The following is a 23,578-nucleotide window of genomic DNA, read 5'->3' as shown; positions in this document are numbered from 1 at the left end:
ATGGCGGGTCGGGGCACGGTCGTGACGTTCGGGACCGGGCAGTTCAAAATCGGCACGTGCGGCGTACCGGGAAGGCCCGCGAGGGGCAGCAACCCAGTCGTCTCGTCAAGCGAAGTCACTATGATTTGCGCTGTCACTTCGTAAAAACTAGTGACGCGTGCAAACGTAGCTCCGAGCTCACGTATGCGCAAGCAGCCGCATTCCGCATGGCCCAACCGCTCGCAGTCGGCACACGCCCCGTTCCGCGCCGTTCCGCCGTGGAGCGCATGGAAGCCATGGCGGACCGAGGCCGCGCACAATGACCCCGCGGCGCCTGGCGGCCGGCTCCTGCGCACGCGCCGCGCGGCCTTTCACCGAAGTCGTGGACACCTGGCGTCCGTGCTGCCGGGCCGGGGGTAAGTCGTCGACGTCAAGACGACCCGTGGCGAGCCGCCGGTCGGACAGGGCGATGGCGCGGCGCAGCGGTGTCATCGCCCTGCGCTGAAACCGTCTCGGGCGGTCTGCCGGGCGGGTCCGCGCAGGGCTGCCCAGGGCCATCCCGACGCGCTGCCGTGCGCGGCCAGACGGTCGGTGAAGAGTGCCCACGGGCGATTGACGGCGCCCGACCTGCCGGGAAACGAATTCGCCGAGTGAGTCCTGGCGGGTTCCGTGGCACACGAAGGCCAGAACTGCGGAAATAGTAGTCGATAGTGGATGACGAGTGGCTCGGGTAATCTGAGGGCATGCGAGACAAGCAGATCCCAGCCCGAGAGGACGAACGGGCCTGCAGCGTTGCCCTGACCCGTGCTTTCGAGTTCCTCGGAAAACGCTGGAACGGCATCCTGCTGGCCACCCTGATGGACGGAGGGCCGGCGGGCTATGCCGAGCTGAGGCGTGCGGTCAACGGGATCAGCGACTCGGTGTTGTCCGACCGCCTCAGCCAGCTGGGCGCTGCGGGCCTGATCGAACGCGTCATCGATGGAGGCCCTCCGATCTCGGTCACGTACCAGCTGACGCCCAGAGGGCAAGCACTACTGCCCGCCCTGCAGGAGCTCAGCGCCTGGGCAGAGAAGAATCTTGACACCGCAGACGACTGATAAGAGCTCCGTGCATGAGGCCGGGAATGGTTCCCCTCGCGCCGGCCTCTGAGGCGCGGCCGTAATGATGGCGGTCGGCGAGCATCCACAGACAGCCGGTTGGCGAGCGGGCCGGGGAGTGCCTCGGAGACGGCCTCTTTCTCCAAACTCTGGCCGTGCTGCAGGAGTTGATCGGTGGCATGGCGGTCGGTGCGCTGGTTTCGCGCAGGACGGCTGGCACCGGTCCAGCTGTGGGGTGTCGGCCATGTCCAGGCGGTCGCACGGCGCCCGGTCGCGGCTGTAGACGGGCAGCAGGAACGCTTGCAGTTGTCGTAGCTGGTCAGGGCCGGGTAGCCATGGATGCCCCCGGCCTGGCGGTGGGTGCGGATGGCCCTGGCGAGACGCGTCTTGGCTGGCGTTGATCGCGCGCCGGACGGCAGGACCGGAGCTTCCCGTCCCCATGGCGAAGTCGTCGCGGAGGGACGTGCGGATGCCGGCAGGGCCCGGGCGGTCTCGGCCTCGAGCAGTCATGGATGCTGCCGCGGCCAATGGCGGAGTCGGGTATTGGAAGTGCCCGCACTGGATGGCAGGGCGAACAGCCCGCCCGGAGGCGCGCGATGCACCAGGCCGTCGACCGCCGGAAGCGCGCCACCCTGATCGCCCGTGCGGGTCGTCCGGTACCACCTTGTGCCCACCACCCAGGCACCGGGGAGAACTCGGAGGCTCACGACGCGAAGTCCTCGATCCAGTGGCACATCGCCTCGTAGCCGAAGAATGGCCGGAGTGGGTACGGCTACGAGGATGGTGCGGACGCTCGCGTCGAACAGCAGCCCACTCGTCGGGGCGCGACACTCCAGCACGCGGATCGCGGCGACCAGGGAAGGGGAAGCGGTCCAGGAGGTCCCCGCCCCGACCGGCGGAGCAGCGGGTACCGGCATCCCCCGTCACCCGGTGCCTGTCGGCATCCAGTACGTACGCCACCCGGCACGCATCCGCCCCTGTTCGATCCGCTTCACCCGGCCGAGTCAACAGGGAAGACGACTGAGACCACCACCACATAGAAGTCACTAGTTTTTATGGAGTAACATCTAGAAGCAGAGCTACTCAATCAAGTGAAGGTGCCCGTGATGTTCATCGCCACCCTGGTGATTTCCATACCGCTGACCCTCGTTCTGATCGTCTCGGCGATGGGGAAGGTGCGGCGCGATCCGATGCAGATGAGCACCATGCATGCGGTGGGTTTCCCGGCCGACAAGCTGTGGTTGCTGGCGGCCGCCGAAGTGGCCGGGGCCGTCGGTCTCGCCATCGGCCTCTTCTGGTGGCCGCTCGGCGCGGCAGCGGCGGTGGGCGTGATTCTGTACTTCGTCGGAGCAACGGCCGCGCACCTGCGGATACGGGACTTCAACGTCACGGCGCCGGTGGTGCTCCTGCTGGCAGGAGCGGCCGCTCTGGTCCTCCGCCTGCTCTCTGCTTGAACCGCACCCTGACCGATTTCGGTGAGGCCGGGACGGCGGAACGAGTCACGGCTGCTGCGGTCCCGGCCAGCAGGACGCGCCGTCTGCAGCGCTCACGCAGGTCCCCGCGGCACGCATGGCAGAAATGTCATCCCGACCGAACCGGCCGACGTGCAGCCGGTCACCCGTTACTGCCCCTGTTCTTCTCGTGTCATGAAGAGCACTCACACCAACGGCGTCGACCGTCCGTCGACCGTCCAGGGCGAAGAAACCGAACGAAGCCAGCCACCCCCCATCCCGCCATCGGAGGTCACCCATGGTCACCGCTACGAACCCCGTCCAGTTCGGGGTGTTCCTCAGCCCTCAGTCCATCGACATCGGCCGCCTGCGCGAACAAGTACAGACCGCCGAAACAGCCGGCAAGCGCTGATCCGGCCGGCACGTCACCGTTTACCGACGGCGTACGCCTGTATGTGCCGGGCGCGCACGTCGTTTCCACGCAGCAACTCGGCGCCGTTCCCGAGGCGCTCGCGCACACCGTCGCCGCCCGCGGGATCGTGTGCGTGTACGGGGATACCGGGCACGGCAAGACGGTAGCGGTGCATCAGGCTCTGCGCCTGCTTCCGCGCCGCACGCCGGTGCATCGTGCGCTGGTGTCGGTGAAGCCGGCTTTGCCGCAGCTGCGGGCCGCGCTGCTCACCGCGTTCGGTCTGTCCGCCCCGTCGTTGACGAACCGCACGGACGCCGCCGACCGTGCCCTGCTCCAGGCATTCCAAGCCCCCGGTGCGCTGGTCATCGACGACGTGCAGCGCATTGCCGCGCCCGAACTGGACTACCTGCGCCTGCTCGTCGACGCGCCCACCACCCAGACCTCCCTCATCCTGTGCGGCGCGGGCGCCGAGCGCACCCTCGCGCGTGCTCCCGCGCTGGCCTCCAGAATGCTGACCTGGCAGCAGGTGCCCCGCCTGGACACCGGCCAGGTCCCCGCCGTGCTGCGCCTGTTCCACCCGCTGTGGGACGCCGCGATAGACGCTGACCTGCTGCACGCCGATGCCACCTGGGCGAAGGGGAACTTTCGCACCTGGGCGGAGATCACCTCCCATGCGTACGCGGCCCTGGCCCGTCACCCCGAGACCGCGGTGGACAGGGCCTTGCTGTCGCGTGCCTGCTCGCGCCTCGGCCCCACCCCCTGACCGACCTCTCACGGGCCGAAGGGCTTCCATGACCGCGACCACCCCCGACCACAGCCCCGCACGAGAGCCGTCACGGCCCCTGCCCGAACCCGCCCTGGATGCCGTGTCGTTGACCGTGCTGCGGGCTCCGGCCGTACGCCGTCTGCTCGAGCTGCGCGCCCAGCGCCGGCTCACCCGCGCCCACGTCCACACCACCGCCCAGTGCCTGAACGTCTCCGACCGCACCGTGTGGCGGTGGCTGGCGGACGCGGCCGCCACGCCTGAGAGTGCCATGCGTCCGGGAGCTCACGGGCCGCCACGCCCCTGCCGGGTGGCGCCCCGCCCTCGTCTGTGCCGCTGCTGGACCCCGTTCCGTCGCTGCCGACGTTCCTGCGGGCCCTGCGCCGGGATCTCACGCCGGGGGAGCGGGCCGGATACCGCAAGGGCCCGGAGGCCGCCCGCGCCTTGGATGTGTTCGCCAAGCGGCCCCGGACCTGGCGCAATCACGTCTGGGAGGCCGACCACGTCCAGGCCCCGCTGCGGGTCGACGCCGACGGCGACCTCGTCCCCCCGTACGTCACGTGGTTCATCGACTGTGCGACCAAGGTCATCACCGGCCTCGCTGTTACCCCCGGCTGCCCGACGTGTGCCTCGATCCTGGCTGCGCTGCGCTCCGCCGTCGTGCGCACCGACCCCTACGGACCCTTCGGCGGACTGCCCGAGCACGTGCGGTTGGACCGGGGCAAGGACTTCCTCTCGCGCACCGTGTCCACCGCGCTGACTGCGCTGGACGCGGACATCACGGTCCTGCCGCCCTACAGCCCCCACCTCAAAGGCACGGTGGAAAACCTCAACCTCAACGCCACCCGCATGCTCTTCGCCGCCCTGCCCGGCTACACCCCCAAAAAGCCGCGCCGCCGCCCCGACCGGCGGCCAGCCCTGCCACCGATGTCCTTCCAGGCGTTCACCGAAGAACTGCTTGCCTGGGTGACCTGGTGGAACACCGTGCACCAACCCGCCGAGCTGCACGGCGCCACCCCGATACAGGCGTGGCAGGCCGACCCGACCCCGCTGAGAGACATCCCGCCGGCGGACGTGTGGTCCTTCACGCTCGAAGACGATGGCCGGACGCGCACCATCACCAGCCACGGCGTGCGGTTCAGGAACCGGGACTACATCGCCGACTGGATGGCTGGCCAGGCCGGCCGCGAGGTCACGGTGCGCTTCATGCCCCACCACGACCACGAGATCGAAGTCTGCACACCCCACGGCCGTCATCTGGGCAGCGCACACCTCGCCGACCAGGCCACGCCCGAACAACTCGGCGCTCTGCGCCGTGCCCGCACGTCACGAGCCCGGCGCCTGCGGGCCGAGGCCAAAGCAGCCGAGAAGCTGCGCCACGCGCGGTTCGCTCCCGCCACCGAGGCAGCCGAGGCGCGCCGCCTGGACGCCGTTACCGCCTGTGATGTCTCCCGGGAACTGGCCCGGCACCACCACAGCGACCTGGCAGCGCTGGCGCTGCCCGACCTGATCCCGCCCGCTGCGCCACCGGCTGACTGGGCCACCCCCGACACCCTCAAAGCCCGCACCCGACCTACCGGACCACCAGAGCGCGAGGACTCCCCGTGACCGGTCACCTGCCGCCCGTCCGTACCGACCAGTACATTTCCCTGCCCGATGCCCGCCTGGTCACCACCCGTGCGCTGCTGGGCGCCCGGGAGAACCTCACCGACACCATCGCCGCCCGCGCCATGATGTGCGTCCATGGCGGCTCCGGCTTCGGCTTCGGCAAGACCGTGGCCGTCGCCAGCTGCCTGCGCGAACTCGAACCTGCTGAGGAGATCCGCCGCATCACCTTCCACGCCCGCCCCACCACCCGCGCGGTGCGCCACGAACTGTTCACCGCCCTCGAACTGCCGGGCCACACTCGGGGCTTGGGTGCGCAGTCTCACCGTGCTGGGGGCTGTGCAGGTGAGACTGCGCGTTTGCCATTAGCAGGTCAGGGTCTTACCCCCAGAACGCGAGGGCTTGCCGGCCGAGCGAGGCCTGGCCGGCGGTGTTGGCGTGGCAGCCGTCTGCGACCTCATTGTTCTGGAGTCGGAACGCCCCGGGGTAGGTGACGTTCTGCGTGCTGTCGGCGGCCGCTTGCTTGGCGAGGTCGTCTGTCAGCTGTGGGCCGTTGGCGCCGGCCAGGAAACACACGTTGCCGCCGGGATAGAGCGGCTGACCGGTGATGTAGATCTTCGCACCGGAGGCGGCGTGCTGGCGCGCGTTGGCGATGAGCTCTTTCACCTCATTGTAGGTGGCGCCTGGGTTCTGGAAGATGCAGATCTGCACCCATACGGCAGTCGGCTTCCCGTACTGGCTTGCCTGCTGGTCGAACTTCTGCCAGGCGGCGGAGTTCGTATCGGTCCACGACTGGACCACCAGGCCGCCCGTTCCGTAGGGGCCCCACATGGTCTGTCCACCGACCGCTCGGTACCCCTGGGCGACGTTCTCGCCCATCGAGCAGCCGATGAACCCCATGGTGTTCGCCTGAACACGATCCGGAGCGGATTGGTGCGCGGCTGCGCCTGACGCGGACATGACAATCAGCGCAACTGCGGCGATGAGCGCGCCGACGGCGCGGATGACGCGACACTCACGGACCAGGGCTCGGACTCCTGAGCCGGTTGCGCGTCGGGCAGATGGTCTGGTCATCGAGTAACCCTTCATGGTTCGTCTCGGGGGAGGGGGTGACCGGCAGGCGTTGGTGGCCGGTCTGCGCCCGACGATAGGGGTGGGCATGTGAGGGGTCAACGAACACTTAATGGAGCACGGGGCGTTTCCGGACTGTGTCGGCGGTGTGGCGTGCCCGAGCTTCGGTGACCGTGGAGTCTGCCCTGCGGTGGTGGTGTACTCAATCGACTCGTCCACGTGGCAGGTGTGCTCGGGGCATTGACGGGCTGCCATGTGGCGGCGCGCTACTCTGCCGAGTTGGCGGTCGGCAGACCCATATAGGTGGTCAATCCGCTATATCCGAAAGGACAGCATGGGGGCCTTGGTGTCCTCTGGCTGTGATGCGCGTCAAGTGGCCCTCGGCCGGTCCGGCGATTGCTGCGGGACGTGCGTGGGAGCCTGCGCGACCCCTGGTTGCTGGGAGCGGTGAACCTGTTGACGGAACCCTGCGGTGGTGGAAGCATGCGGCCCCTCGGAAATGGCGAAAAAGAGTTCGTATGGCGAACCCCGTTTGGTGTGCACATCCATGAAGGGAAGGAGATCCCGGTGGAGCCGCACACGACCAGCGAGAGTCTGAACGCTTCAGCCGTCGCCGGAGAAGTCCGTGGCTGGCAGCCGTACCATACGCTTTGGGCCGTGCTGCTGGCCGGCTGGGTTTTCAGCTACGCCGATCGCACCATCACCGGACCGGTCGTGACTTGGTTGATCGACAACAAGATCGGCATGATCGGCGCCTCCAGCCATCCGCACGCACTGGGTGGTCTGATCGGCAGCCTCTTCTTCGCGGGCTACATGCTCACCCAGTACCCCGGTGGCTATCTCGGCGATCGGTTGGCTCGGTGAGGGGGTCCTCTACTCCAACGACCGCACCCTGATCGCTCGGCACTCCCCACCCGGCAAGGTCAGCCTCGGAATGGGCGTGGTCATCACCGGGTTGGCACTGGGCCTCACGATCGCCACGATCAGTGCCCCGTACATGATCGATCTCGGGGTCGATGTCCTCGGTAAAGATGATGCTTGGCGCATGCCGTTCCTGATCCTCGGGAGTGTCACTCTGCTCTTCGGCCTGGTCATGATGCCGTATCTACGCCGGCTCGGAGGGCTGCTGAGAATGGGCGGAGCCACGTTGCGGCTCGGTACCACCTCTGTCCTCTTCTGCGCCGCCATCATGGCCGTCTACCTCGTCGCCGACGGCGCGGGCATGCCCACCTGGGGCGTGGCCGTCACCGAGACCGCTTTGGCACTGGTCCTGGTGGGCGTCATCTTCTCCCGGCGTGCGGGGGACGCCGGCGCCATCGTCCGTAATCGGGACGCGATGCTGCTGAGCGTCGCGGCCATCGCCATCCTGTGGAACCTGTGGTTCTTCAGCTTCTGGTCGGTGTCCATCGTCGCCGACGCCGCCCACAGCTCCTTCACCGAGGCCGCACTGGTCGCCACCTTCAACGCCGGAGCCGGCATCATCGGCTTCCCGGCCGGCGGCCGGCTCTCTGACTGGGCCAGGACACGCGGCTGGGGACGTCGGCCTCTGCTGGTCTGGTTCACCTTGCTCCAGGGCGTGCTGGTGCTGTTGTTCGGGTTCTACCTACAGGCTGCGGGGAAGCCGTCGCTGGTGGTCATGTCGGTGCTGCTGTTCACCGCCAGCTTGTTCTTCAATGCCCTGCAACCCATGGCCCACGCACTCGTCGCCGAGCTGGTCGAGGAACACCAGCGGGGTGCGGCGTTCGGCATGTGGAACCTGGTCGGGGAGATCGGCGCGGTCATCAGCCCGGCGCTCGGCGGCGCGCTCTTCGACGCGTACGGCACTTGGGTGGGGGCCGTGTACATCGATGGAGCGCTCATGATCGCCGGCGCGGTGCTCTACGTGTTCGTGCGGGAGGGGCGAGCAGTTGCTCTTGCCCCGGGCTGACCGGGGGCCGACTTTCGGAGTCCGGCTCCCTCAAACTTCTGGAACACGCGTGAAACGGCCTGCAACGCGAAGGTCTGCGGTGATGGCGTCGCCCGTCGCCCGTAGCTCGGGCAGTACCTCCGTCATGATCTCCTGCGTGCTGCGCCGGCCGGTGTGCGTGGCGACGTTGACCGCGGCGACCACGCGGCCGGTGCGGTCCCGGACCGGGACGGCGATGGACCGCAGTCCTTCCTCCAATTCCTGGTCGACCAGCGAGTATCCGCTGGCCACCACCTGGTCCAGAACGGCCGCCAGCTCCTCACGATCCGTCACGGTGTACGGGGTCAGGAAAGTCATCCGGGCACGCTCCAAGAGCCTGGCCCGGTCGGCGGTGGGGAGGGCGCCGAGTAGAACTCGACCTATCGAGGTGGCATGAGCCGGGAATCGGGTTCCGACGGTGACGTCCACGCTCATGATCCGCCGCGTCGCCACGCGGGCGGTGTAGCGCACTTCGTCCCCGTCGAGCACCGCAAGGGAGGTCGAATCATGCACCCGCTCGGTGAGTGCCTCCAGATGGGGCTGGGCGATCTGCGGTAGCCGGAGGCGGGACAGGGGTGCGTAGCCGAGCGCCAGTACGCGGGGTTTGAGGCGGAAGGTTCCGGCGTCGGCCGTCACGTACCCGAGGTGGGCCAGTGTGATCAGGGCCCGGCGGGCAGTGGCCTTGGCCTGCCCGGTCGCCTGGGCGACGGCGGTGAGGGTCAGTTCCTCGCGCCCCGTGCCGAAGGCGGTGAGCACGGTGAGCCCGCGGGCGAGCGATCCGACGAAGTCCTGACCGAGCTCCTGCTTCGAGGCGGAGATCCATGACGCCCGGTGCGCACCGTGCGGCTCCGGCTCCGGCTGTTCTGCCTCGCGCAGCCGCCGCTCCATCACGGCGACCGTCGCGCGCACCGTGGGCAGCAGCCGCTCACGCAGGTCCTCGGCGCTGTGCCGGCTGGTGTGGCTGACCAGGCTCGTCGCGCAGGCCACGGTTCCGTCCGGGGCGTGCACCGGCACGGAGAGCGCGACCAGGCCCGGCTCGATGAGCTGGTCGTCCAGCGCCCAGCCCTGCTCGCCCGCCTGCCGCGCCCACACGGTGAACTCCGCGTCCGTCGGCACCCGGGTGGCATCACCCGGGGGCAACGCGGGAAACCCCAGGCCGTCTGGATCGGCCGCCCGGCGCCGCCGCCACCGTGCCCAGTCCGCCTCGTTCCAGCCCGCGGCGAGAAGGGGGCCCGGCCCGCAGCGCTCGACAGGCAGCAGGTCCCCGACGCGGAAGCTGACGGACAGCGCGCGGCGCCGCGTGGTCTGGTGGATGAAGCGGACGCCGTCGCCGTCGGCCACCGCGAGCGAGACCGACTCGTCCAGCTCACCGGCGAGTTCGTGGGCGTAGGGGGCGAGGAGATCCGGCAGGCGCAGCGCCTCCAGGTAGGCGTTGCCGAGTTCCATCAGCGACGGGGCGAGCAGCACCGTCCGGCCGTCCATGCGGAGGTACCCCATCCGGGCCAGGGTGCCGGCGATCCGGTCGAGGGTGGAGCGGGCCAGGCCCGTCGCCCGCTCCAGCTCGGGCAGGCTCAGCGCCCCGCCGGCGTCGTCGAGGGCGCGCAGCACCACCGTGCCGCGGATCAACGGCGCGACCGCTTCGGCCGGTGTCGCCTCGGTAGGTGCCGCAACCAGGCTGGGCGGCAGGGGCATGGGGGCCTCCGTGCTGCTGTATCAGCAAGGTCGCGGTGCCGGCCGTCGACCTCGTCACCATCGCGCGGGCGGCCCGCGCCGGACAGGCGCCATCTTTCCAGTCCGGCCAGTCATCCGAGAAGTGAGCAGTGATTGGAGGGTGACGGTCAAGACGTTGCCCGATCCGGATCCCACGACCGGATCGGTGTGTACGCCTCCTTCGGAGGTCGGGTTTCGGCTGCCACCACTGGCCCTGCAAGCGCAAGGATCGGACTGGATCCGCTGCGGGTGCATGCCGGCCACTCTCCGAACTACCTGGAAGCTGTGGTGGTGGGTCGGAGTGCGGTCAGCATGCCGAAGGCCGGGTGGCCACCAAACGTTGCGAACGTGTGTCAGCGCCGCGCGGTGGACGTGCCGCCCACGTTCAGGGCGTCGTCGAGGAACTCCGCGATGGTGTCCCAGCTGAGGTCGGGAGCACCCGTGCTGGTGGACTCCTGACAGCCGGTGGTGGTGCGGACGGTCTGCGCGCCGTAGTGCGAGGGATTGAGCACGTCCTGCGCGCCGTGACCTGCGTCCGGGACAGAGAAGAAGCGGGCGTTGCCGCACTTTGCCTTGATCGCGTCGTAGAGCAGGACGCTCTGCCCGTGCGGTACCAGTAGGTCCGCCTGCCCGTGTGCGAGCAGCATGGGCGGGTCATTCTGGTCCACATACGTGATCGGGTTGGCCTGCCCCACCTTGTCCGGGCAGGTCTGGATCGCGCAGCCCATGAGCATGGACTCGGGGGAGTTGGCGGCATCGTGGTCGAGCCCGCCTGGTAGGCGCTGGGCGTTCATCTGGAGGAAGTCGGTGGGGCCGAACAGTCCGACCCCGGCCTGGACGGAGCTGGATACACCAGTCGTGCCGATGTCCCCCTCCAGCGAGGCCACGCCGCCGGTCATGGTGGCCATGTCGGCGACCCATCCCCCCGACGAGTCACCCATGAGGGCGAAGCGGTCTGGGTCGAGCCGGTATTGGGCGGCGTGCGCGCGCAGCCAGCGGACGGCCGCCTTGATGTCGTAAACCTGCGCAGGGAAGACGGCCTGGGAACTGGACATCACGAGCGGCCACAGTGTGTTGCCGGTGTCCGGGAGATAGAGGTCGAGGAGGTGTCCTTTGCTGCCCGCGGGTTGAGCCGGAGCGTACTCGATGTTGCTGATCGTCTGGGCGGCCCGGGACGGAGCGGCGGTCGCATGATTCGAAGTGCTGATTGCGGTCAGTGCGGCAAGGGCCACACCGACGATCAATCGCGTACGGGTGCGGGTGTACATCGTCGTCCTTTCAGCCCACCGGCGCCACGGCCGGCGACAAGAGCAGCGGTTGGAAAATGTGACGTTGACATGACAAGAAGCTGCTTGTCGTCCGTGCGGGCGAGGTCTAAGACGTCGTTTCAGTTGGTGAGTCGGCGGTAGTTGATGACGGCGGCGGCTATGCCGACGAAGGCGAGGAAGTGTTCTGCCTTGTGTTCGTAGCGGCGGTGTAAGCGGCGGAGCCGGCGAGCCAGGACACGGTTCGCTCGACGACGCAGCGGTGGCGGCCCAGCCGGGTGGAGGATTCGATGCCCTTGCGGGCGATGCGGTGGCGGATGCCTCACTTGCTCAGCCATCGGCGCAGGTGGGGGTAGTTGTATCCCTTGCCGGCGCGAAGCTTGGCCGGGCGTCGGCGGCGTGGGCCACGGCGGGAGCGGATCGGTGGGATGCCGCGCACGAGCGGCTTGAGGCCGAGGCTGTCGTGCATGTTGGCGCCGGAGCTGATGTTCCACCGCCGCCTGGCGCGCGACTACGAGACCCTGCCCGCCCGCTCCGAAGCCATGATCCACCTCGCCGTGACCGACCTGATAGCCCGCCGTCTCACCGGCGAAGCCACCATCTCCTGGTGCGACCGGACACTCAAGGATCAAACACCAATTCTGGATGAAACATCGGGAGAAAACGACCTCTTATGCGGCAGGGCTGCGAAGGCGTTCGATCGCCACGCCCAGCCACGGTGCCGCCGGGCCGCTGTTCCTCGGCGGCGACTCCGGTCAGGAGAGCATGGTCGAACGGCAGCCAGTCACGCGATCCGGTCGGCCTGAGCCGTACTCCGACCGAGGTGAGCACCACTCGGGCCATGGCGTGATCGCGCCACTACGGTAGGGCAGCATCCTCTGCCTCTTGGCGCCGGCGGGCATCGAGGCGGCCGTTGGACACCCACCGCCGGCCGAAGGTCGGGTGGTCCTCGAAGTACCCGCTGGTCGAGGGAGGGTAGGCAACCTCTGTTCCATAGAAGCGGGCGGCAGAGCAGGTCACGTCGGCGAAGACCACCTCACCATCGGCCAGCGGAACGTCATCCACCTGGAGTGGCTGAAGTTCGCCCCCGCCCTGGAGGTGAGCTGCAAGCGCGGACGCCGCCTGTACAGCATCGGCGCAGACGGCGTCCTCCGCCCGGTCGCGTCGGCGAGACCACGTGATCGTTCCTTCCTGATCGAACTGACCGGCCGGGGCCTGGACGGCGCGGACGTACAGGCCCCGGGGCCACTCATGAGATGAGATCACTGGAGGGCACTGGAAGCGGCGGCGGGTGTCCTCGCCGCACCCTCGGCCTCTTTCCTCAGCCGGGCCAGCAGCAGCCCAAGCCGGTCGTTGCTGATCGCCCGGTGCTTGCGCACAGCACCCGCCACCACGTCACGACTGATTCGTCCGGCCTGCTCAGTCGCGGCCTGCGCGATCGGCAGCAGCTCCACCAACCACTCGTCGTCGGCCTCCCGATCCTGCGGGCAGTCCGCATCGTCCGGGACGGACGGCTTCTCGCCGTCCACAGGGGCACGGACCGCCGACGGGTTCGAGGGCTCTGCCGCTGCCGGAGATGCCGTGGCTGTCCCGTGGTCCGCCGGTTCAGCGTCCCGTCCGTCCGCGGTCCGGGTGACCTCCTCCGCGCCGTCCGTGCCGTGGACGCTTGCGGACCGGAGCCGGTTCCGCGCCCCCTCTTGCCGCGCTCCCTCTCATGTTTCAGCAGGTCAGTCCTTCTGGTCCCTGTCGGGTAACGCCTTGCCGGCGTGAAAACATGATCGCGGCGCCCGCTCGCCGACTCCGGTAGCTCGTTGGGACACCAAGCCCGCCGGTCAGTCTGGTGCAGGGGCCGCTGCGGGGCCCTGCCTTGTTGCCGTAGAGCACGCCGGTCAGATTTCGTCTTCCCCGTGGCCCCTTGGGACGGGCGCCGCCTGTACGAACGGAACGACCGGAAAGGGGCACTCGCCCGTGGCGGATGCGGATGCCGAGGAGAGCGCGCAGGGTCCGGAACTGGTGGGAGCGGGTCGCGGCGATCGATATCGCCAAGGCGTCCGGGATGGTGTGCACCCGAGTACCGCACGAGGACAAACCCGGCCGGAGGGTGCAGCGGGTGTGGCACGTGGCCGCGACCAGCGGCGCCATCCTGGATCTCGCGGACCACCTGATACGCCAGGGCATCACCCGGGTGGTGATGGAGGCCACCTCGACGTACTGGAAGCCCTTCTTCTTCCTCCTGGAGGCGCGGGGGCTTGAGTGCTGGCTAGTCAACGCGCGGGATGTGAAGAACGTCCCCGGCCGCCCGAAGACTGACAAGCTCGATTCGGTGTGGCTGGCCAAGCTCGCCGAACGCGGCATGCTCAGGGCCTCGTTCGTGCCCCCGAAGCCGGTGCGCGAGCTGCGGGACCTGACCCGCTCCCGCGCGGTCCTCACCCACGAGCGCACCCGGCACAAACAGCGGGCGGAGAAACTCCTGGAGGACGCGCAGATCAAACTGTCCTCGGTGATCTCCGACATCTTCGGGGTCTCCGGCTGCGCCATGCTCGAAGCGCTGATCGCGGGCGAACGCAGTCCCAGAGCGCTGGCGGGCCTCGCGCACGGCACCCTCAAGGCTTCTCCCGCCGCGCTGGAAGAGGCACTGGCCGGCGGGTTCGAGGAACACCACGCGTTCATGCTGCGGATGCTGCTGGACACCATCGATTACCTCACCATGCAGATCGACAAGCTCACCGTCCGCATCACCACCCGTCTCGGCGAACTCTCCACGACCCCCGACGACCAGGACGGTGACCACGACGACGACCGGCCCGGTCAGGGCATGCTGATGCCGCTGACCGACATCGAGCGCCTGGACGAGATACCCGGGGTCGGGCCGTCCACCGCCCAGGTCATCCTCGCCGAGATCGGCACCGACATGAGCGTGTTCCTTACCGCCGACCACCTGGCCTCCTGGGCCCGCCTGTCTCCCCGCACCTTCCAGTCCGGCCCCAAAAACACCTCCGGGCCCGCGGGTAAAGGCAACCCCTGGCTGCGCGGAGCACTCGGCGAAGCCGCCGTCTCCGCGGCCCGCACCGACACGTTCCTCGGCGCCCGCTACCGCCGCATCGTCAAACGCCGAGGCCACCTCAAGGCCCTGGTCGCCGTCGCCCGCTCCATCCTGGTCACGGTCTGGCACCTCATGAACGACCCCACCGCCCGCTACCGCGACCTCGGCCCCGACTGGCACACCAAGACCCTCGACCCCGCCCGCAAGACCCGCGACCTCATCCGCCAGCTCACCGCCCTCGGCCACGACGTCACCCACCCCGGCAGGTACCTGACACACCGGCCCACACCCCGAACGACCAGCAACCCCCGGAACCGCCCAAGCCCCCGGGGGCTACCTCGCCATGCCTATCTGACCGTCGAGTTTTCCGGTCAGAGCACAGGCACGCGAACAGGCGTCCCCCTCCAGCGGGATGATGGTGGAAGTGACCGCGTACTTCGGATTCACCTGCACGGGCAGCTCGGACGACGGCCGCATACGCACCATCACCACCCCGATTCGCCCACCTACGCGAAGCAGATCCTGGAGCTTCAGGAAGCCGGAGCGACGGAGGAAGACTTGCATCCGATCGTCGCGGAGGCCATTACCGAGTCGCATTTCACGGAATGGGGCACCCGGGCCGATGGCCTGCGCGCGGATTTCACGCACGTCCAGTCCATAGATTTTCAGTTCTGACACGTGCGAATTCCGGCCTGCTATAAAATAATCCGTGAGCCGTGGCGCGATATTTGCCACATAGGCAGGCCTGTTGTCACCGTGGCCGGGTTGGTGGGCGTTGCAGCCAGTTGAGCGCTGAGGCGGATTGAGGCGGCAGGGGAGTCAGTGGCTGGTGGCAGGATCACCGGTATGGGTTTCGTACGCACTACTCCGCCGCGTCCTGTCGAGGTGACCGCGGTCTTTCCCGAGCTGGCTCCTCTGGCGCGACCTGCGATGCGGCTGCATCCGCGTCCGGGGTCGCCTTCGGTCAGGGACAGCTCGGTCGGCGGGCCGTTGCTGTGGCCGGCTGGGGAGCCGTGGCCGCACTGCGAAGACGCGCACCTGCACGTAGACACTGGATTCCGCCGGTCACCGACCGAAGTGCGGCTCCAGAGACGCTTGCAGTCCCGGTGGCGCCCTGATGACCGACCTTCCGCGTTCACACCCGAGGAAGAAGCGCTCAAGGAGCGCAATGCCGCGTGGCTCGCTGAACGGCTCGACGCCGGCCCTCCATGGCCCGCCGAATGCCCGGTCCCGATGTTGCCCGTGGCTCAGCTGTTCCTGCGTGACATACCCCTGTTGCGGCCGCCCGGGCAAGCCGATCTGCTTCAGATCCTCTGGTGCCCGTACGAGCACGAACCGGATTACAAGCCGGCGACCGCACTGTTCTGGCGGTCGGCCGCGGAGGTCGGCGACATCCTCGCCGCACCACCGGAACCGTACGAGGCGGACTATCCGGGTTACGTGCCAGAGCCGTGCGTGCTGGCGCCAGAAGCAATCACCGAGTACCCCAACAGCCTGGATCTGAGCCCGGAGCTGCAGCGGATGCTGGAGAACTGGAACAGGTGGCAGGCAGCTGGCGCGGACGTGGACAGCTCCTACGCGGAGCATCCGCGCGACTTCTATTCCATTCATCTGGGCAACGCACCCGGCTGGAAGGTCGGCGGCTGGCCCCCTTGGGGCCGCACCGACCCTAACTCCCGGTACTGCGCTGTGAGCGAGGAGCAGATGGTCCCGCTACTGACGATCGCTTCCTGGGAGTGGGACGGCGGTGAAGGTCGCAGCTGGGCGCCGCAGGAAGACCAGGCCGCCGCCCTCGCGGACTCCTACTACCCGGGCCAGGACCCCTCGCAGCCAACGAGGGTAGAAGTAGGCAGCACGGACAACATGCAGATCTACGTCTGCCCGGCCTCCCCCGAGCATCCGCACACCGACCTGATCCAATGAACTGTCGGGCCTGTCACACACCCTCCCGTAGCCGGTGACAGAAGCGCTGTGTCGGCGGCCACTTCACATTCTCCAAGTATGGCCAGATACATGATCACAGTCGGTGATCGATGAGTGCTGGGACACAGCGGGGTTCCAGGAACACCTGGTAAGCACGGCGCATGGAGGAACTTGCACGACTCAGCGATATCGAGCAGGCCGCGGCCGGCCACGGGCAGTTGATCTGGGCCGCCCAGGGACAAGGCGGCGAGAGCCTGGGGCCGGGGGTGCGGGCCTGGCGCCACGGTGCGGCGTTGGCGGTGGCCAGCCCAAACCGGCAACAGGACCGGCTCGCAGTCAAGGGTGACAGCGCCGACGCGGTCGTATTGGTGCGGCGGGTCCTGGAGGAGGTCGGCCCGTCCTACCGGCTCTTGGGGGAGGCTGCCTTGATCGATGCGCTGGTGCGGCAGCTGCCCGGCCTGGTGCCTGTCCACAACTTCTTCTGGATGGAGACCACGTCCCCTTCCGGTGTCGCCACCGCAGGCGTGCGGTGGCTGGACGCCCGCGAGGAGAAGGAGGCGACGTCGCTGTTCGATCGCTTCTTCCCCGACTCCTATGCGCAGCCGGGGCGCGCGGGCGTGCGCAGCTGGGCCGGGGTCGTCGGAGAGGTGGACGGCAGCGCCGGTGTGGAGCCGCTGGCGGTCGCGGCGGACGCGTGGTCTGCGGCCGGGTGCGGGTTCATGGGTGGGGTGGTCACCCACCCCTCTGCCCGCGGCCGCGGTCTTGCCCGGGCCGTGTCCGGCTTCGTCCTGGACGCCCTCGTCAACCGCTACGGCCGCGCCGCGCTTATGGTGCTCACCAGCAATGCGCCGGCCATCGCCACGTATGAACGCCTCGGCATGGCCAAGCGTCGGTTCGGAGCGGCGCACATTCCGGCCCGGTGAGGCCAGGGCTCCGCTGCGGCAAGCCGACGCGGCCCCCTCAAGCGGAGTGATCACTGGCGGCCAGATAACTCCCCGCCAGCTGGGCCGCCAGTGGGGGATCTCAACTGGCCACTATCACAGAACCGCGCCCAGTTTGCACGGGCCCTCTACGAACGGCTGGACCGCCTCACAGACCCCCTCCCGGCCGCTCCATAGCCCGCAAGGGGAGCGGCCCCGGATCCCAGTGCCTACACGCACTCCAGTGTGATGCCGCAACCATCGGGCCATCCCTACTGCGCCACCTGCCCCTAATCGGCAGCGCGTGAGACAGCGGCCCCACTACAGTGGAGGGGCGCCCCTACAGGCACTCCTCTTCACTTTTGCACTCAGAGGACACAGGCGAATGCGCGTGATGCGGCGACGAGCGCCCGGCGTCGAGCTGGAGCACTGAGACAGCGGACCCCGCTCCTCAGCTCCGACTCGCAGTCCGGCTCGGGGCGCACCCCATCACCCCGCCACCCGAATCTTCGGATCCCTGAGAGCTGCCCCGATGCCTGTTCCGCCTACCAGCGGCCGTCTGCAATGGACTGACGTCCCCCCGCCGCTGCGCGCCCTGCTTTAAGACGCCCTGGGTGCGCCCGTCACCGACACGGTCACCCCCGGCGGCGGCTTCGGCCACCAGCTGGCTGCCGCGCTCCGCCTGGACGGTGGCCGCCGGGTCTTCGTCAAAGCGGCCCCCGACGACGACCCGCTGACCGCCGCCAACCTCCACGAGGCCGCCGTCCTGGACGCGCTGCCGCTCGGGGCCCCGGCCCCGGACCTCCTCGGCATCCACCACGCGGCCGGCTGGACCGCCGTGGTCATCGCCCACCTGGACGGCCCGCACCCCGACCTGTCCCTGCGCTCCGGCGACGCCGGGCAGACCTGGGCTCTCCTGGACAAGCTCACCTCCAGCCCCGCCCCGCCGCCGTACGCCGCGGCGGTGAGCACCGCCCCCTCGACAGCGGCGGCTCTGCACGGCTGGGACGAACTCCACTCCGAACCGCCGGCCGACCTCGCCCCCGCCGCCCGCGACCACCTGCCGCGACCACCACCTTGGCGTGACCTTCGTGGACTGGGCACACGCGACCACCGGCCCGGCCTGTGTTTCGTTGTCGGTCGCTGGTCTTCTGAGTCAGGACTTGTGAGCCGGTCTGGTACGACGCCTCGCCCGCGGGTGCTCCGGCCGTCGAGCTCGGCTGCCCGCTGTCGCCGAAGCACACGCGTGAGCCGGCCTGGGCACGCTGGGAGATTTGTGGCCACGCACGCCCTTGCCCGGCGCTGCCGTGTCCGCGACCGCCACGGTCCTCAGTCATGATCCGGCAGCAGCCGGATCATGTTCCAGGCGAGAGGAACGAGTTCACAGCGGAGCACCTCGCCGTCGACCGTGGTACCCGTGGCCGGATGCGGGACGACCCGGTCAGGTTCGGTCGAGGTGTTGCGGGCGTCCGGGTCCGCGTCCGTCAGCACGCTGTGCTCGGCGACCCGGGACACGCCGGCACCGTGCAGTGCGACCTCCAGCGGCAGCGACCGGTTCTGGCTGCGGTTGACGGCGAACACGGTCACCGCTCCGCTGGTTTCGTCCAGTACCGCCGTGGCGTGCAGAAGCGGTACGTCTCCGTACTTGGCGGTCGTCTGTACGGGGCTTCGCGGCTCGACCCGCAACACTCGGCCGCGGCCGTGTCGTGACGCGTCTGCCGCCAGGCGGGGCCGCCCGGCTCGGTCATGATCGGGGCGATGACGTTGACCAGCTGGGCTAGGCAGGCGACCGAGACGCGGTCGGCGTGGCGCAGCAGGGCGATCAGCATCGAGCCGAAGACCACCGCGTCGGTGACCGAGTAGCTGCCCTCCGACTGCCTTGGCGCCTCGGGCCAGTCCGGCGGGTTCTCGTCGAAGTCCTGCTGGAAGCGCGACAGGTACCAGACGTTCCACTCGTCGAAGGAGATGTTGATCTTCTTCTTGGACTTCAGTCGGGCGCCCACGTGGTCGCAGGTGGCCACCACGTTCTCGATGAAGGCCTCCATGTCCACGGCCGAGGCGAGGAAGGAGTCGCGGTCGCCGCCGGTCTCCTCGTAGTAGGCGTGCATGGAGATGTGGTCGACGAGGTCGTAGGTGTGCTCCAGCACGGTCGACTCCCAGGCGCCGAAGGTCGGCATGCTCTGGCTGGAGCTGCCGCAGGCGACCAGCTGCAGGTCCTTGTCGATCACGCGCATCGCCCGGGCGGTGGCGGCGGCCAGCTTGCCGTAGTCCTCGGCGCTCTTGTGACCGGTCTGCCAGGGGCCGTCCATCTCGTTGCCCAGGCACCAGAGCCTGATGCCGAACGGGTCCTTGTCGCCGTGCGCCGCGCGCAGGTCGGACAGCGCGGTGCCGGAAGGATGGTTGGCGTACTCCAGCAGCTCGAGGGCTTCCGCCACACCGCGGGTGCCGAGGTTGAGCGCCATCATCGGTTCCCCGTCGTGACCGAGCTTGCGCAGGAAGCCCATGAACTCCGACAGGCCGAAGGCGTTGGTCTCGGTCGTGCGCCAGGCCAGGTCGAGCCGGTGAGGCCGCAGCTCCACCGGACCGACGCTGTCCTCCCACTTGTAGCCCGAGACGAAGTTCCCGCCCGGGTAGCGGATGGTGGTCACTCCCAGCTCGCGGACCAGGTCCAGGACGTCGGTGCGCAGTCCTGCCTCGTCGGCGGCGGGATGGCCCGGTTCGTAGATGCCGGTGTAGACGCAGCGCCTCAGGTGCTCCACGAAGGAGTCGAACAGGCGCCGGGTCCACCGTGCCGACGGTGAAGGCGGGATCGAGGGTGAAACGGGCGGGAACGGTGGGCGGGTGGGACATGACGGCTTTCGCGCATGGGCATGACGGCGGGACAGACGTGGTGGACGGGATCAGGCTCGGGCGACGACCGCGGCGAAAGTCCAGGATTCGGGCGGTAGGAGCAGGGTCGAGACCCGTTCGCCGGGGTGGATCTGCTGAAGGGGTTCCAGCGCGAGGTCGCGGGGGTCGCGGGGGTCGGCCGCGGTGAGGGTGCGCGCGGCCTTGACGTCGAAGGCGCCGAAGGCGGCGTGGTCGATGGTGAGTTCGACTGGTTCGCTGCCCCGGTTGGTGGCGAAGACCGCCGCCCGACCGCTCTCCCGGTCGTGGGTGACCGCGGTCGCCACCTGGGGGACGACGCCGTGGGAGGAGGTCTCGAACAGCGGCGCGGAGAGCCTGGTGCGCAGGGCGTGTCCGCGGGCGGCCTGTGCGGCGGTGGCGAACGGATGGAAGATCGCCTGCTTGCTCGCACCGCCACCCGGCTCCGTGACGATCGGTGCGCTGACATTGACGAGGAGGGAGAGGCAGCCGATCTTGACGCGGTCGGCGTGGTTGAGAATGCCGATGATCAGGTCGCCGAGGACGACGGCGTCCAGAGCCCCGTAGGGGTCTTCGGTGATCCGGGGCGCGTGGCCGATCTCGTGGTTCTGGCCCTCGCCGACGGGCGAGGCGCCGGCGGCCGACGACCACACGTTCCACTCGTCCAGCGAGATCATCATGCGACGCGAGGAGCCCAGTCTGGCGCTGACGGCGTCACAGGTGTTGGTGACGTCCGTGATGAAGCGCTCCAGGCGCTGCCCGGAGGCGAGGTAGTCCCGGCGGTCGTCGGTCCCGTCGTAGTAGGCGTGCATGGACATGTAGTCGGCGACGTCCAGGGTGAGTTCGGCAACGGTCGCCTCCCAGGCGCCGAAGGTCGGCATGTGCCGGAACGAGGAGCCGCAGGCGACCAGTTCGATACCGGGGTCGACCAGGCGCATGGCCTTGCCGGCCTCGGCGGCGCGGCGGCCGTACTCGGTGGCCGTGGTGTGGCCGATCTGCCAGGGGCCGTCCATCTCGTTGCCCAGGCACCAGGTCCGCACCGCGTGCGGGGTGGGATTCCCGTTGGCGGCGCGCTCGCGGGCGAGGGTCGTGCCGTCGGGGAGGTTGCAGTACTCGACCAGTGCGGCGGCTTCCTTCGGCCCGGCCGTGCCGAGGTTGACGGCCATCATGGACTCGATGCCGTTGCGGCGCGCCCAGGGCAGGAACTCGTCGATGCCGACGAGGTTCGGCTCCAGTGAGCGCCAGGCGAGGTCGAGGCGGGTCGGGCGGTCGGCGGCCGGGCCGATGCCGTCGCGCCAGTCGTAGCCGGAGACGAAGTTGCCACCCGGGTAGCGGACGACGCTGACGCCGAGTTCGCGGATCAGGGTGCTGACGTCGCCGCGGAAGCCGGCTTCGTCGGAGGTGGGGTGGCCGGGCTCGTAGATCCCGGAGTAGACGCAGCGGCCCATGTGCTCCACAAAGCTGCCGAAGACCCGCGGATCGATTTCGCCGACGTCGAACAGGGGATGGACGGTGAGGTGGGCGTGCTGCCGTGTGGTCACGTTCGGAGCCATTCCTTCGGCGATGGGCAGGGGGGCAGAGGAGGGCAGGGGGCAGGGGCAGGGGGCAGGCAGACGGTTGCGACGACGACGGGGGCGACCGCGAGTGGTCAGCGACTGCTGCCGGCGAGCAGGCCACGGATGAAGTGGCGCTGCAGGAACATGAAGAGCAGCACGGTAGGGATGGTCGCGAAGGTGCAGGCGGCCATCAGCTGGCCCCACATGTCGGCGCTGCTGACGCCGGCCTGCGCGCCGCTGACGTTCGAGGACAGTCCCGCGAGGAGGACGGCGAGGGTCTCGTGCCGCTGGTCGTTGATGGCGACGATCGGCCAGACCAGGTCGTTGTAGATGTTGAACAGGGACAGCACGGCGAGGGCGGCGAGGGCGGGTCGCAGTACCGGGACCACCACCGACCAGAAGGCGCGCAGCGGTCCGCAGCCGTCGATCCGCGCGGCGTCCAGCAGTTCGTCGGGGATCTCGCTGATGGTCTGCCGCATCCAGAACACGCTGAACGCGTCGACCGCGCCGGGGAGGATCAGCGCCTGGAAGGAGTTGATCCAGTTCAGCTGGCTCATCTCCAGCAGCAGCGGGATGATCAGCACCAGCGTCGGCAGCATCAGGGTGAGCAGCACCAGCCCGAACAGGGCGTTCTTGAAGGGGAAGTCGAACTTCGCGAAGCCGTAGCCGGCCAGTGGGCTGAAGACGAGCAGCAGCCCGCCCTTGCCCGCGACCACGATGCCGGTGTTGAGCAGGGCGCGCAGGATCGGCGTGTTGTCGAACATGCCGGACCAGTTGCGCCATGTCGCCGTGGCGGGGTCGAAGCCGAGGGGGTCGTTGAGGATGCTCGTGCCCGGTTTGAAGGAGGAGCCGACCATCCAGACGATCGGGAGCAGGAAGGCGGCCGCGGCGAGCAGCATGCAGGCGTAGCCGAGCACGGTACGGACGAGGCGCAGGGCGGAGCCGGTGGCGGGCGCGGGAGTGGTGGCGACGGCGGACGGGCGGCGGGTCAGGGTGGAGGTCATCGGCTCAGTCCTCCCGGGGGCGCAGGACACGGACCGCGATCAGTGACAACAGGAGGACGAGGAGCACCAGGAGGAAGGAGTTCGCCGCACCCGTGCCGAGGTCGGAGGCCGAGATGTGTTGGTAGAGGTACAGGCCCGAGGTGGTCGAGGAGTTGTACGGACCGCCCTTGGTCATCAAGAACGGCTCCAGGAACATCTGGGAGATGCCGAGGGTGGAGAGCACGAGGAAGAAGCCGACGGCGCGGCGTACCAGCGGGAGCGTGACGGAGAAGAAGGTGCGCACCGGGCCGGCCCCGTCGAGAGCCGACGCCTCGTACACCTCGGGCGGGATGCCCTGCACCGCGGCCAGCATGATGATCAGGGCGTAGCCGCTGGTCTTCCACAGGATGAAGAGGGCGATGGCCGGCTTCGCCCAGGCGGTCGTGGTCAGCCAGCCGATCTGGGGGCCGCCGAGCGTGCCGAGTATCCGGTTCAGCAGGCCGAACTGGTCATCGAAGATGAGGAGGAAGGCCTGCGCCATCGCCGCGAGCGGTGTCACGTAGGGCAGGATGACGACGGTGCGCAGGGCCTTCTTGAACCTCAGACGCGAGCGGGTCAGGAGGCTGGCGACCGCGACCCCGCCGAGGGTCTGGGCCGGCACGATCAGCAGCCACATCAGCCCGGTGTTGCCGAGTGAGGACCAGAAGCCGGAGTCCCTCAGCAGGTAGGTGTAGTTCGACCAGCCCACCCAGCGCAGCGCGCCCGCGCCGTGCCAGTTGCTGAAGCTGAGCTCCAGGGCGTAGCCGAGCGGATAGGCCGTGAAGGCGGCGAAGAGCAGCAGGAACGGTGCGATCAGACCGAGTCCCCACCAGCCTTCCCGTCGGGCTGGGACCGAGCGGCGGCCGATGCGCCGGCCCCGGGGGCGCGGTGCCGGGGTCTGCTCACCGGCCCTCGGCGCCCGCGTGTTCCAGGTCAGGTTCGCCATGGCGG

Annotated in this window: 16 protein-coding genes and 4 pseudogenes; 10 read left to right on the top strand and 10 right to left on the bottom strand. The window is 68.9% G+C overall.

The window, feature by feature from the left end:
- Positions 1 to 722 precede the first annotated feature (722 nt).
- A complete protein-coding gene (locus tag PV419_RS41305; protein WP_319697891.1) occupies positions 723 to 1,076 on the top strand; it encodes a helix-turn-helix domain-containing protein in 354 nt (117 codons plus the stop codon).
- Between the two features lie 1,106 nt (positions 1,077 to 2,182).
- Positions 2,183 to 2,530, top strand: coding sequence for a DoxX family protein (locus PV419_RS41300; RefSeq protein ID WP_319697889.1), 348 nt, complete (start codon positions 2,183 to 2,185; stop codon positions 2,528 to 2,530).
- A gap of 422 nt (positions 2,531 to 2,952) precedes the next feature.
- Here the strand turns inward: PV419_RS41300 and PV419_RS41295 are convergent, their stop codons facing one another.
- Complete coding sequence (locus PV419_RS41295) at positions 2,953 to 3,153, bottom strand: hypothetical protein (RefSeq protein ID WP_319697925.1); 201 nt, start codon at positions 3,151 to 3,153, stop codon at positions 2,953 to 2,955.
- Here PV419_RS41295 and PV419_RS41290 point away from each other — a divergent pair.
- Together PV419_RS41290 and PV419_RS41285 are read left to right on the top strand one after the other, a co-directional pair.
- Complete coding sequence (locus PV419_RS41290; protein WP_319697920.1) at positions 3,067 to 3,702, top strand: ATP-binding protein; 636 nt, start codon at positions 3,067 to 3,069, stop codon at positions 3,700 to 3,702. The two genes, PV419_RS41295 and PV419_RS41290, sit on opposite strands and share 87 nt — an antisense overlap.
- A gap of 118 nt (positions 3,703 to 3,820) precedes the next feature.
- Positions 3,821 to 5,310, top strand: a pseudogene (locus PV419_RS41285) (transposase).
- Positions 5,311 to 5,688: 378 nt separating this feature from the next.
- Here the strand turns inward: PV419_RS41285 and PV419_RS41280 are convergent.
- Positions 5,689 to 6,207, bottom strand: coding sequence for a hypothetical protein (locus PV419_RS41280; RefSeq protein WP_319697886.1), 519 nt, complete (start codon positions 6,205 to 6,207; stop codon positions 5,689 to 5,691).
- A gap of 738 nt (positions 6,208 to 6,945) precedes the next feature.
- Between PV419_RS41280 and PV419_RS41275 the strand changes: the two genes are divergently transcribed.
- Positions 6,946 to 7,242 carry a hypothetical protein gene (locus tag PV419_RS41275; RefSeq protein WP_319697884.1) on the top strand — a complete coding sequence of 99 codons (297 nt, stop codon included), beginning with the start codon at positions 6,946 to 6,948 and terminating at the stop codon, positions 7,240 to 7,242.
- Positions 7,211 to 8,305, top strand: a complete 1,095-nt coding sequence (locus PV419_RS41270; protein WP_319697883.1) for an MFS transporter — start codon at positions 7,211 to 7,213, stop codon at positions 8,303 to 8,305. Before PV419_RS41275 ends, PV419_RS41270 begins: the two co-directional genes overlap by 32 nt.
- 30 nt (positions 8,306 to 8,335) lie before the next feature.
- Here the strand turns inward: PV419_RS41270 and PV419_RS41265 are convergent, their stop codons facing one another.
- From PV419_RS41265 to PV419_RS41255, 3 genes and pseudogenes are all read right to left on the bottom strand, one after another.
- The gene (locus tag PV419_RS41265) at positions 8,336 to 10,015 is read right to left on the bottom strand and encodes an IclR family transcriptional regulator domain-containing protein (protein ID WP_319697882.1); all 1,680 of its coding nucleotides are present in this window, start codon (positions 10,013 to 10,015) and stop codon (positions 8,336 to 8,338) included.
- 371 nt (positions 10,016 to 10,386) lie between these two features.
- A complete protein-coding gene (locus PV419_RS41260; protein ID WP_319697880.1) occupies positions 10,387 to 11,301 on the bottom strand; it encodes a prolyl oligopeptidase family serine peptidase in 915 nt (304 codons plus the stop codon).
- A 119-nt stretch (positions 11,302 to 11,420) separates the two neighbouring features.
- Positions 11,421 to 11,779: pseudogene (locus PV419_RS41255) on the bottom strand (transposase); the annotation flags it as partial.
- A gap of 1 nt (position 11,780) precedes the next feature.
- On the opposite strand from PV419_RS41255, the pseudogene PV419_RS41250 reads away from it, so the two are divergent.
- A pseudogene (locus tag PV419_RS41250) lies at positions 11,781 to 11,906 on the top strand (IS5/IS1182 family transposase); the annotation flags it as partial.
- 654 nt (positions 11,907 to 12,560) lie between these two features.
- Here PV419_RS41250 and PV419_RS41245 read toward each other — a convergent pair.
- On the bottom strand, positions 12,561 to 12,827 hold the full coding sequence (locus tag PV419_RS41245) for a hypothetical protein (protein WP_319697878.1): 267 nt from the start codon (positions 12,825 to 12,827) through the stop codon (positions 12,561 to 12,563).
- A gap of 452 nt (positions 12,828 to 13,279) precedes the next feature.
- On the opposite strand from PV419_RS41245, the gene PV419_RS41240 reads away from it, so the two are divergent.
- The 3 genes from PV419_RS41240 (at position 13,280) to PV419_RS41225 (ending at position 17,187) form a co-directional block, all read left to right on the top strand.
- Positions 13,280 to 15,016: an IS110 family transposase gene (locus PV419_RS41240; RefSeq protein ID WP_415925488.1), complete on the top strand. Its 1,737-nt coding sequence runs from the start codon at positions 13,280 to 13,282 to the stop codon at positions 15,014 to 15,016.
- A gap of 171 nt (positions 15,017 to 15,187) precedes the next feature.
- A complete protein-coding gene (locus PV419_RS41230; RefSeq protein ID WP_319697876.1) occupies positions 15,188 to 16,264 on the top strand; it encodes a hypothetical protein in 1,077 nt (358 codons plus the stop codon).
- A 161-nt stretch (positions 16,265 to 16,425) separates the two neighbouring features.
- A complete protein-coding gene (locus tag PV419_RS41225; RefSeq protein ID WP_319697874.1) occupies positions 16,426 to 17,187 on the top strand; it encodes a GNAT family N-acetyltransferase in 762 nt (253 codons plus the stop codon).
- Between the two features lie 1,326 nt (positions 17,188 to 18,513).
- Here PV419_RS41225 and PV419_RS41220 read toward each other — a convergent pair.
- From PV419_RS41220 to PV419_RS41205, 4 genes and pseudogenes are all read right to left on the bottom strand, one after another.
- A pseudogene (locus tag PV419_RS41220) lies at positions 18,514 to 20,034 on the bottom strand (alpha-N-arabinofuranosidase).
- Positions 20,035 to 20,084: 50 nt separating this feature from the next.
- Positions 20,085 to 21,590, bottom strand: a complete 1,506-nt coding sequence (locus PV419_RS41215) for an alpha-N-arabinofuranosidase (RefSeq protein WP_319697872.1) — start codon at positions 21,588 to 21,590, stop codon at positions 20,085 to 20,087.
- Between the two features lie 107 nt (positions 21,591 to 21,697).
- Positions 21,698 to 22,609, bottom strand: coding sequence for a carbohydrate ABC transporter permease (locus PV419_RS41210; protein WP_319697871.1), 912 nt, complete (start codon positions 22,607 to 22,609; stop codon positions 21,698 to 21,700).
- Positions 22,610 to 22,613: 4 nt separating this feature from the next.
- Positions 22,614 to 23,573: a sugar ABC transporter permease gene (locus PV419_RS41205; protein ID WP_319697870.1), complete on the bottom strand. Its 960-nt coding sequence runs from the start codon at positions 23,571 to 23,573 to the stop codon at positions 22,614 to 22,616.
- Positions 23,574 to 23,578 lie beyond the last annotated feature (5 nt).

Origin of the sequence: Streptomyces sp. ME19-01-6, from assembly GCF_033793745.1 — a bacterium.
Lineage (GTDB): Bacteria > Actinomycetota > Actinomycetes > Streptomycetales > Streptomycetaceae > Streptomyces.
The sequence above is the reverse complement of the archived record's forward strand: the minus strand, read 5'-3'. Positions and strand labels throughout refer to the sequence as shown.

Bases quoted from the DNA above. Each gene is read 5' to 3' on its own strand.
- PV419_RS41205 (WP_319697870.1), bottom strand. From the start codon at position 23,573: ATGGCGAACCTGACCTGGAACACGCGGGCGCCGAGGGCCGGTGAGCAG.
- PV419_RS41280 (WP_319697886.1), bottom strand. From the start codon at position 6,207: ATGGGGTTCATCGGCTGCTCGATGGGCGAGAACGTCGCCCAGGGGTAC.
- PV419_RS41265 (WP_319697882.1), bottom strand. From the start codon at position 10,015: ATGCCCCTGCCGCCCAGCCTGGTTGCGGCACCTACCGAGGCGACACCG.
- PV419_RS41225 (WP_319697874.1), top strand. From the start codon at position 16,426: ATGGAGGAACTTGCACGACTCAGCGATATCGAGCAGGCCGCGGCCGGC.
- PV419_RS41305 (WP_319697891.1), top strand. From the start codon at position 723: ATGCGAGACAAGCAGATCCCAGCCCGAGAGGACGAACGGGCCTGCAGC.
- PV419_RS41210 (WP_319697871.1), bottom strand. From the start codon at position 22,609: ATGACCTCCACCCTGACCCGCCGCCCGTCCGCCGTCGCCACCACTCCC.
- PV419_RS41240 (WP_415925488.1), top strand. From the start codon at position 13,280: ATGCCGAGGAGAGCGCGCAGGGTCCGGAACTGGTGGGAGCGGGTCGCG.
- PV419_RS41295 (WP_319697925.1), bottom strand. From the start codon at position 3,153: ATGCACCGGCGTGCGGCGCGGAAGCAGGCGCAGAGCCTGATGCACCGC.
- PV419_RS41300 (WP_319697889.1), top strand. From the start codon at position 2,183: ATGTTCATCGCCACCCTGGTGATTTCCATACCGCTGACCCTCGTTCTG.
- PV419_RS41260 (WP_319697880.1), bottom strand. From the start codon at position 11,301: ATGTACACCCGCACCCGTACGCGATTGATCGTCGGTGTGGCCCTTGCC.
- PV419_RS41230 (WP_319697876.1), top strand. From the start codon at position 15,188: ATGGGTTTCGTACGCACTACTCCGCCGCGTCCTGTCGAGGTGACCGCG.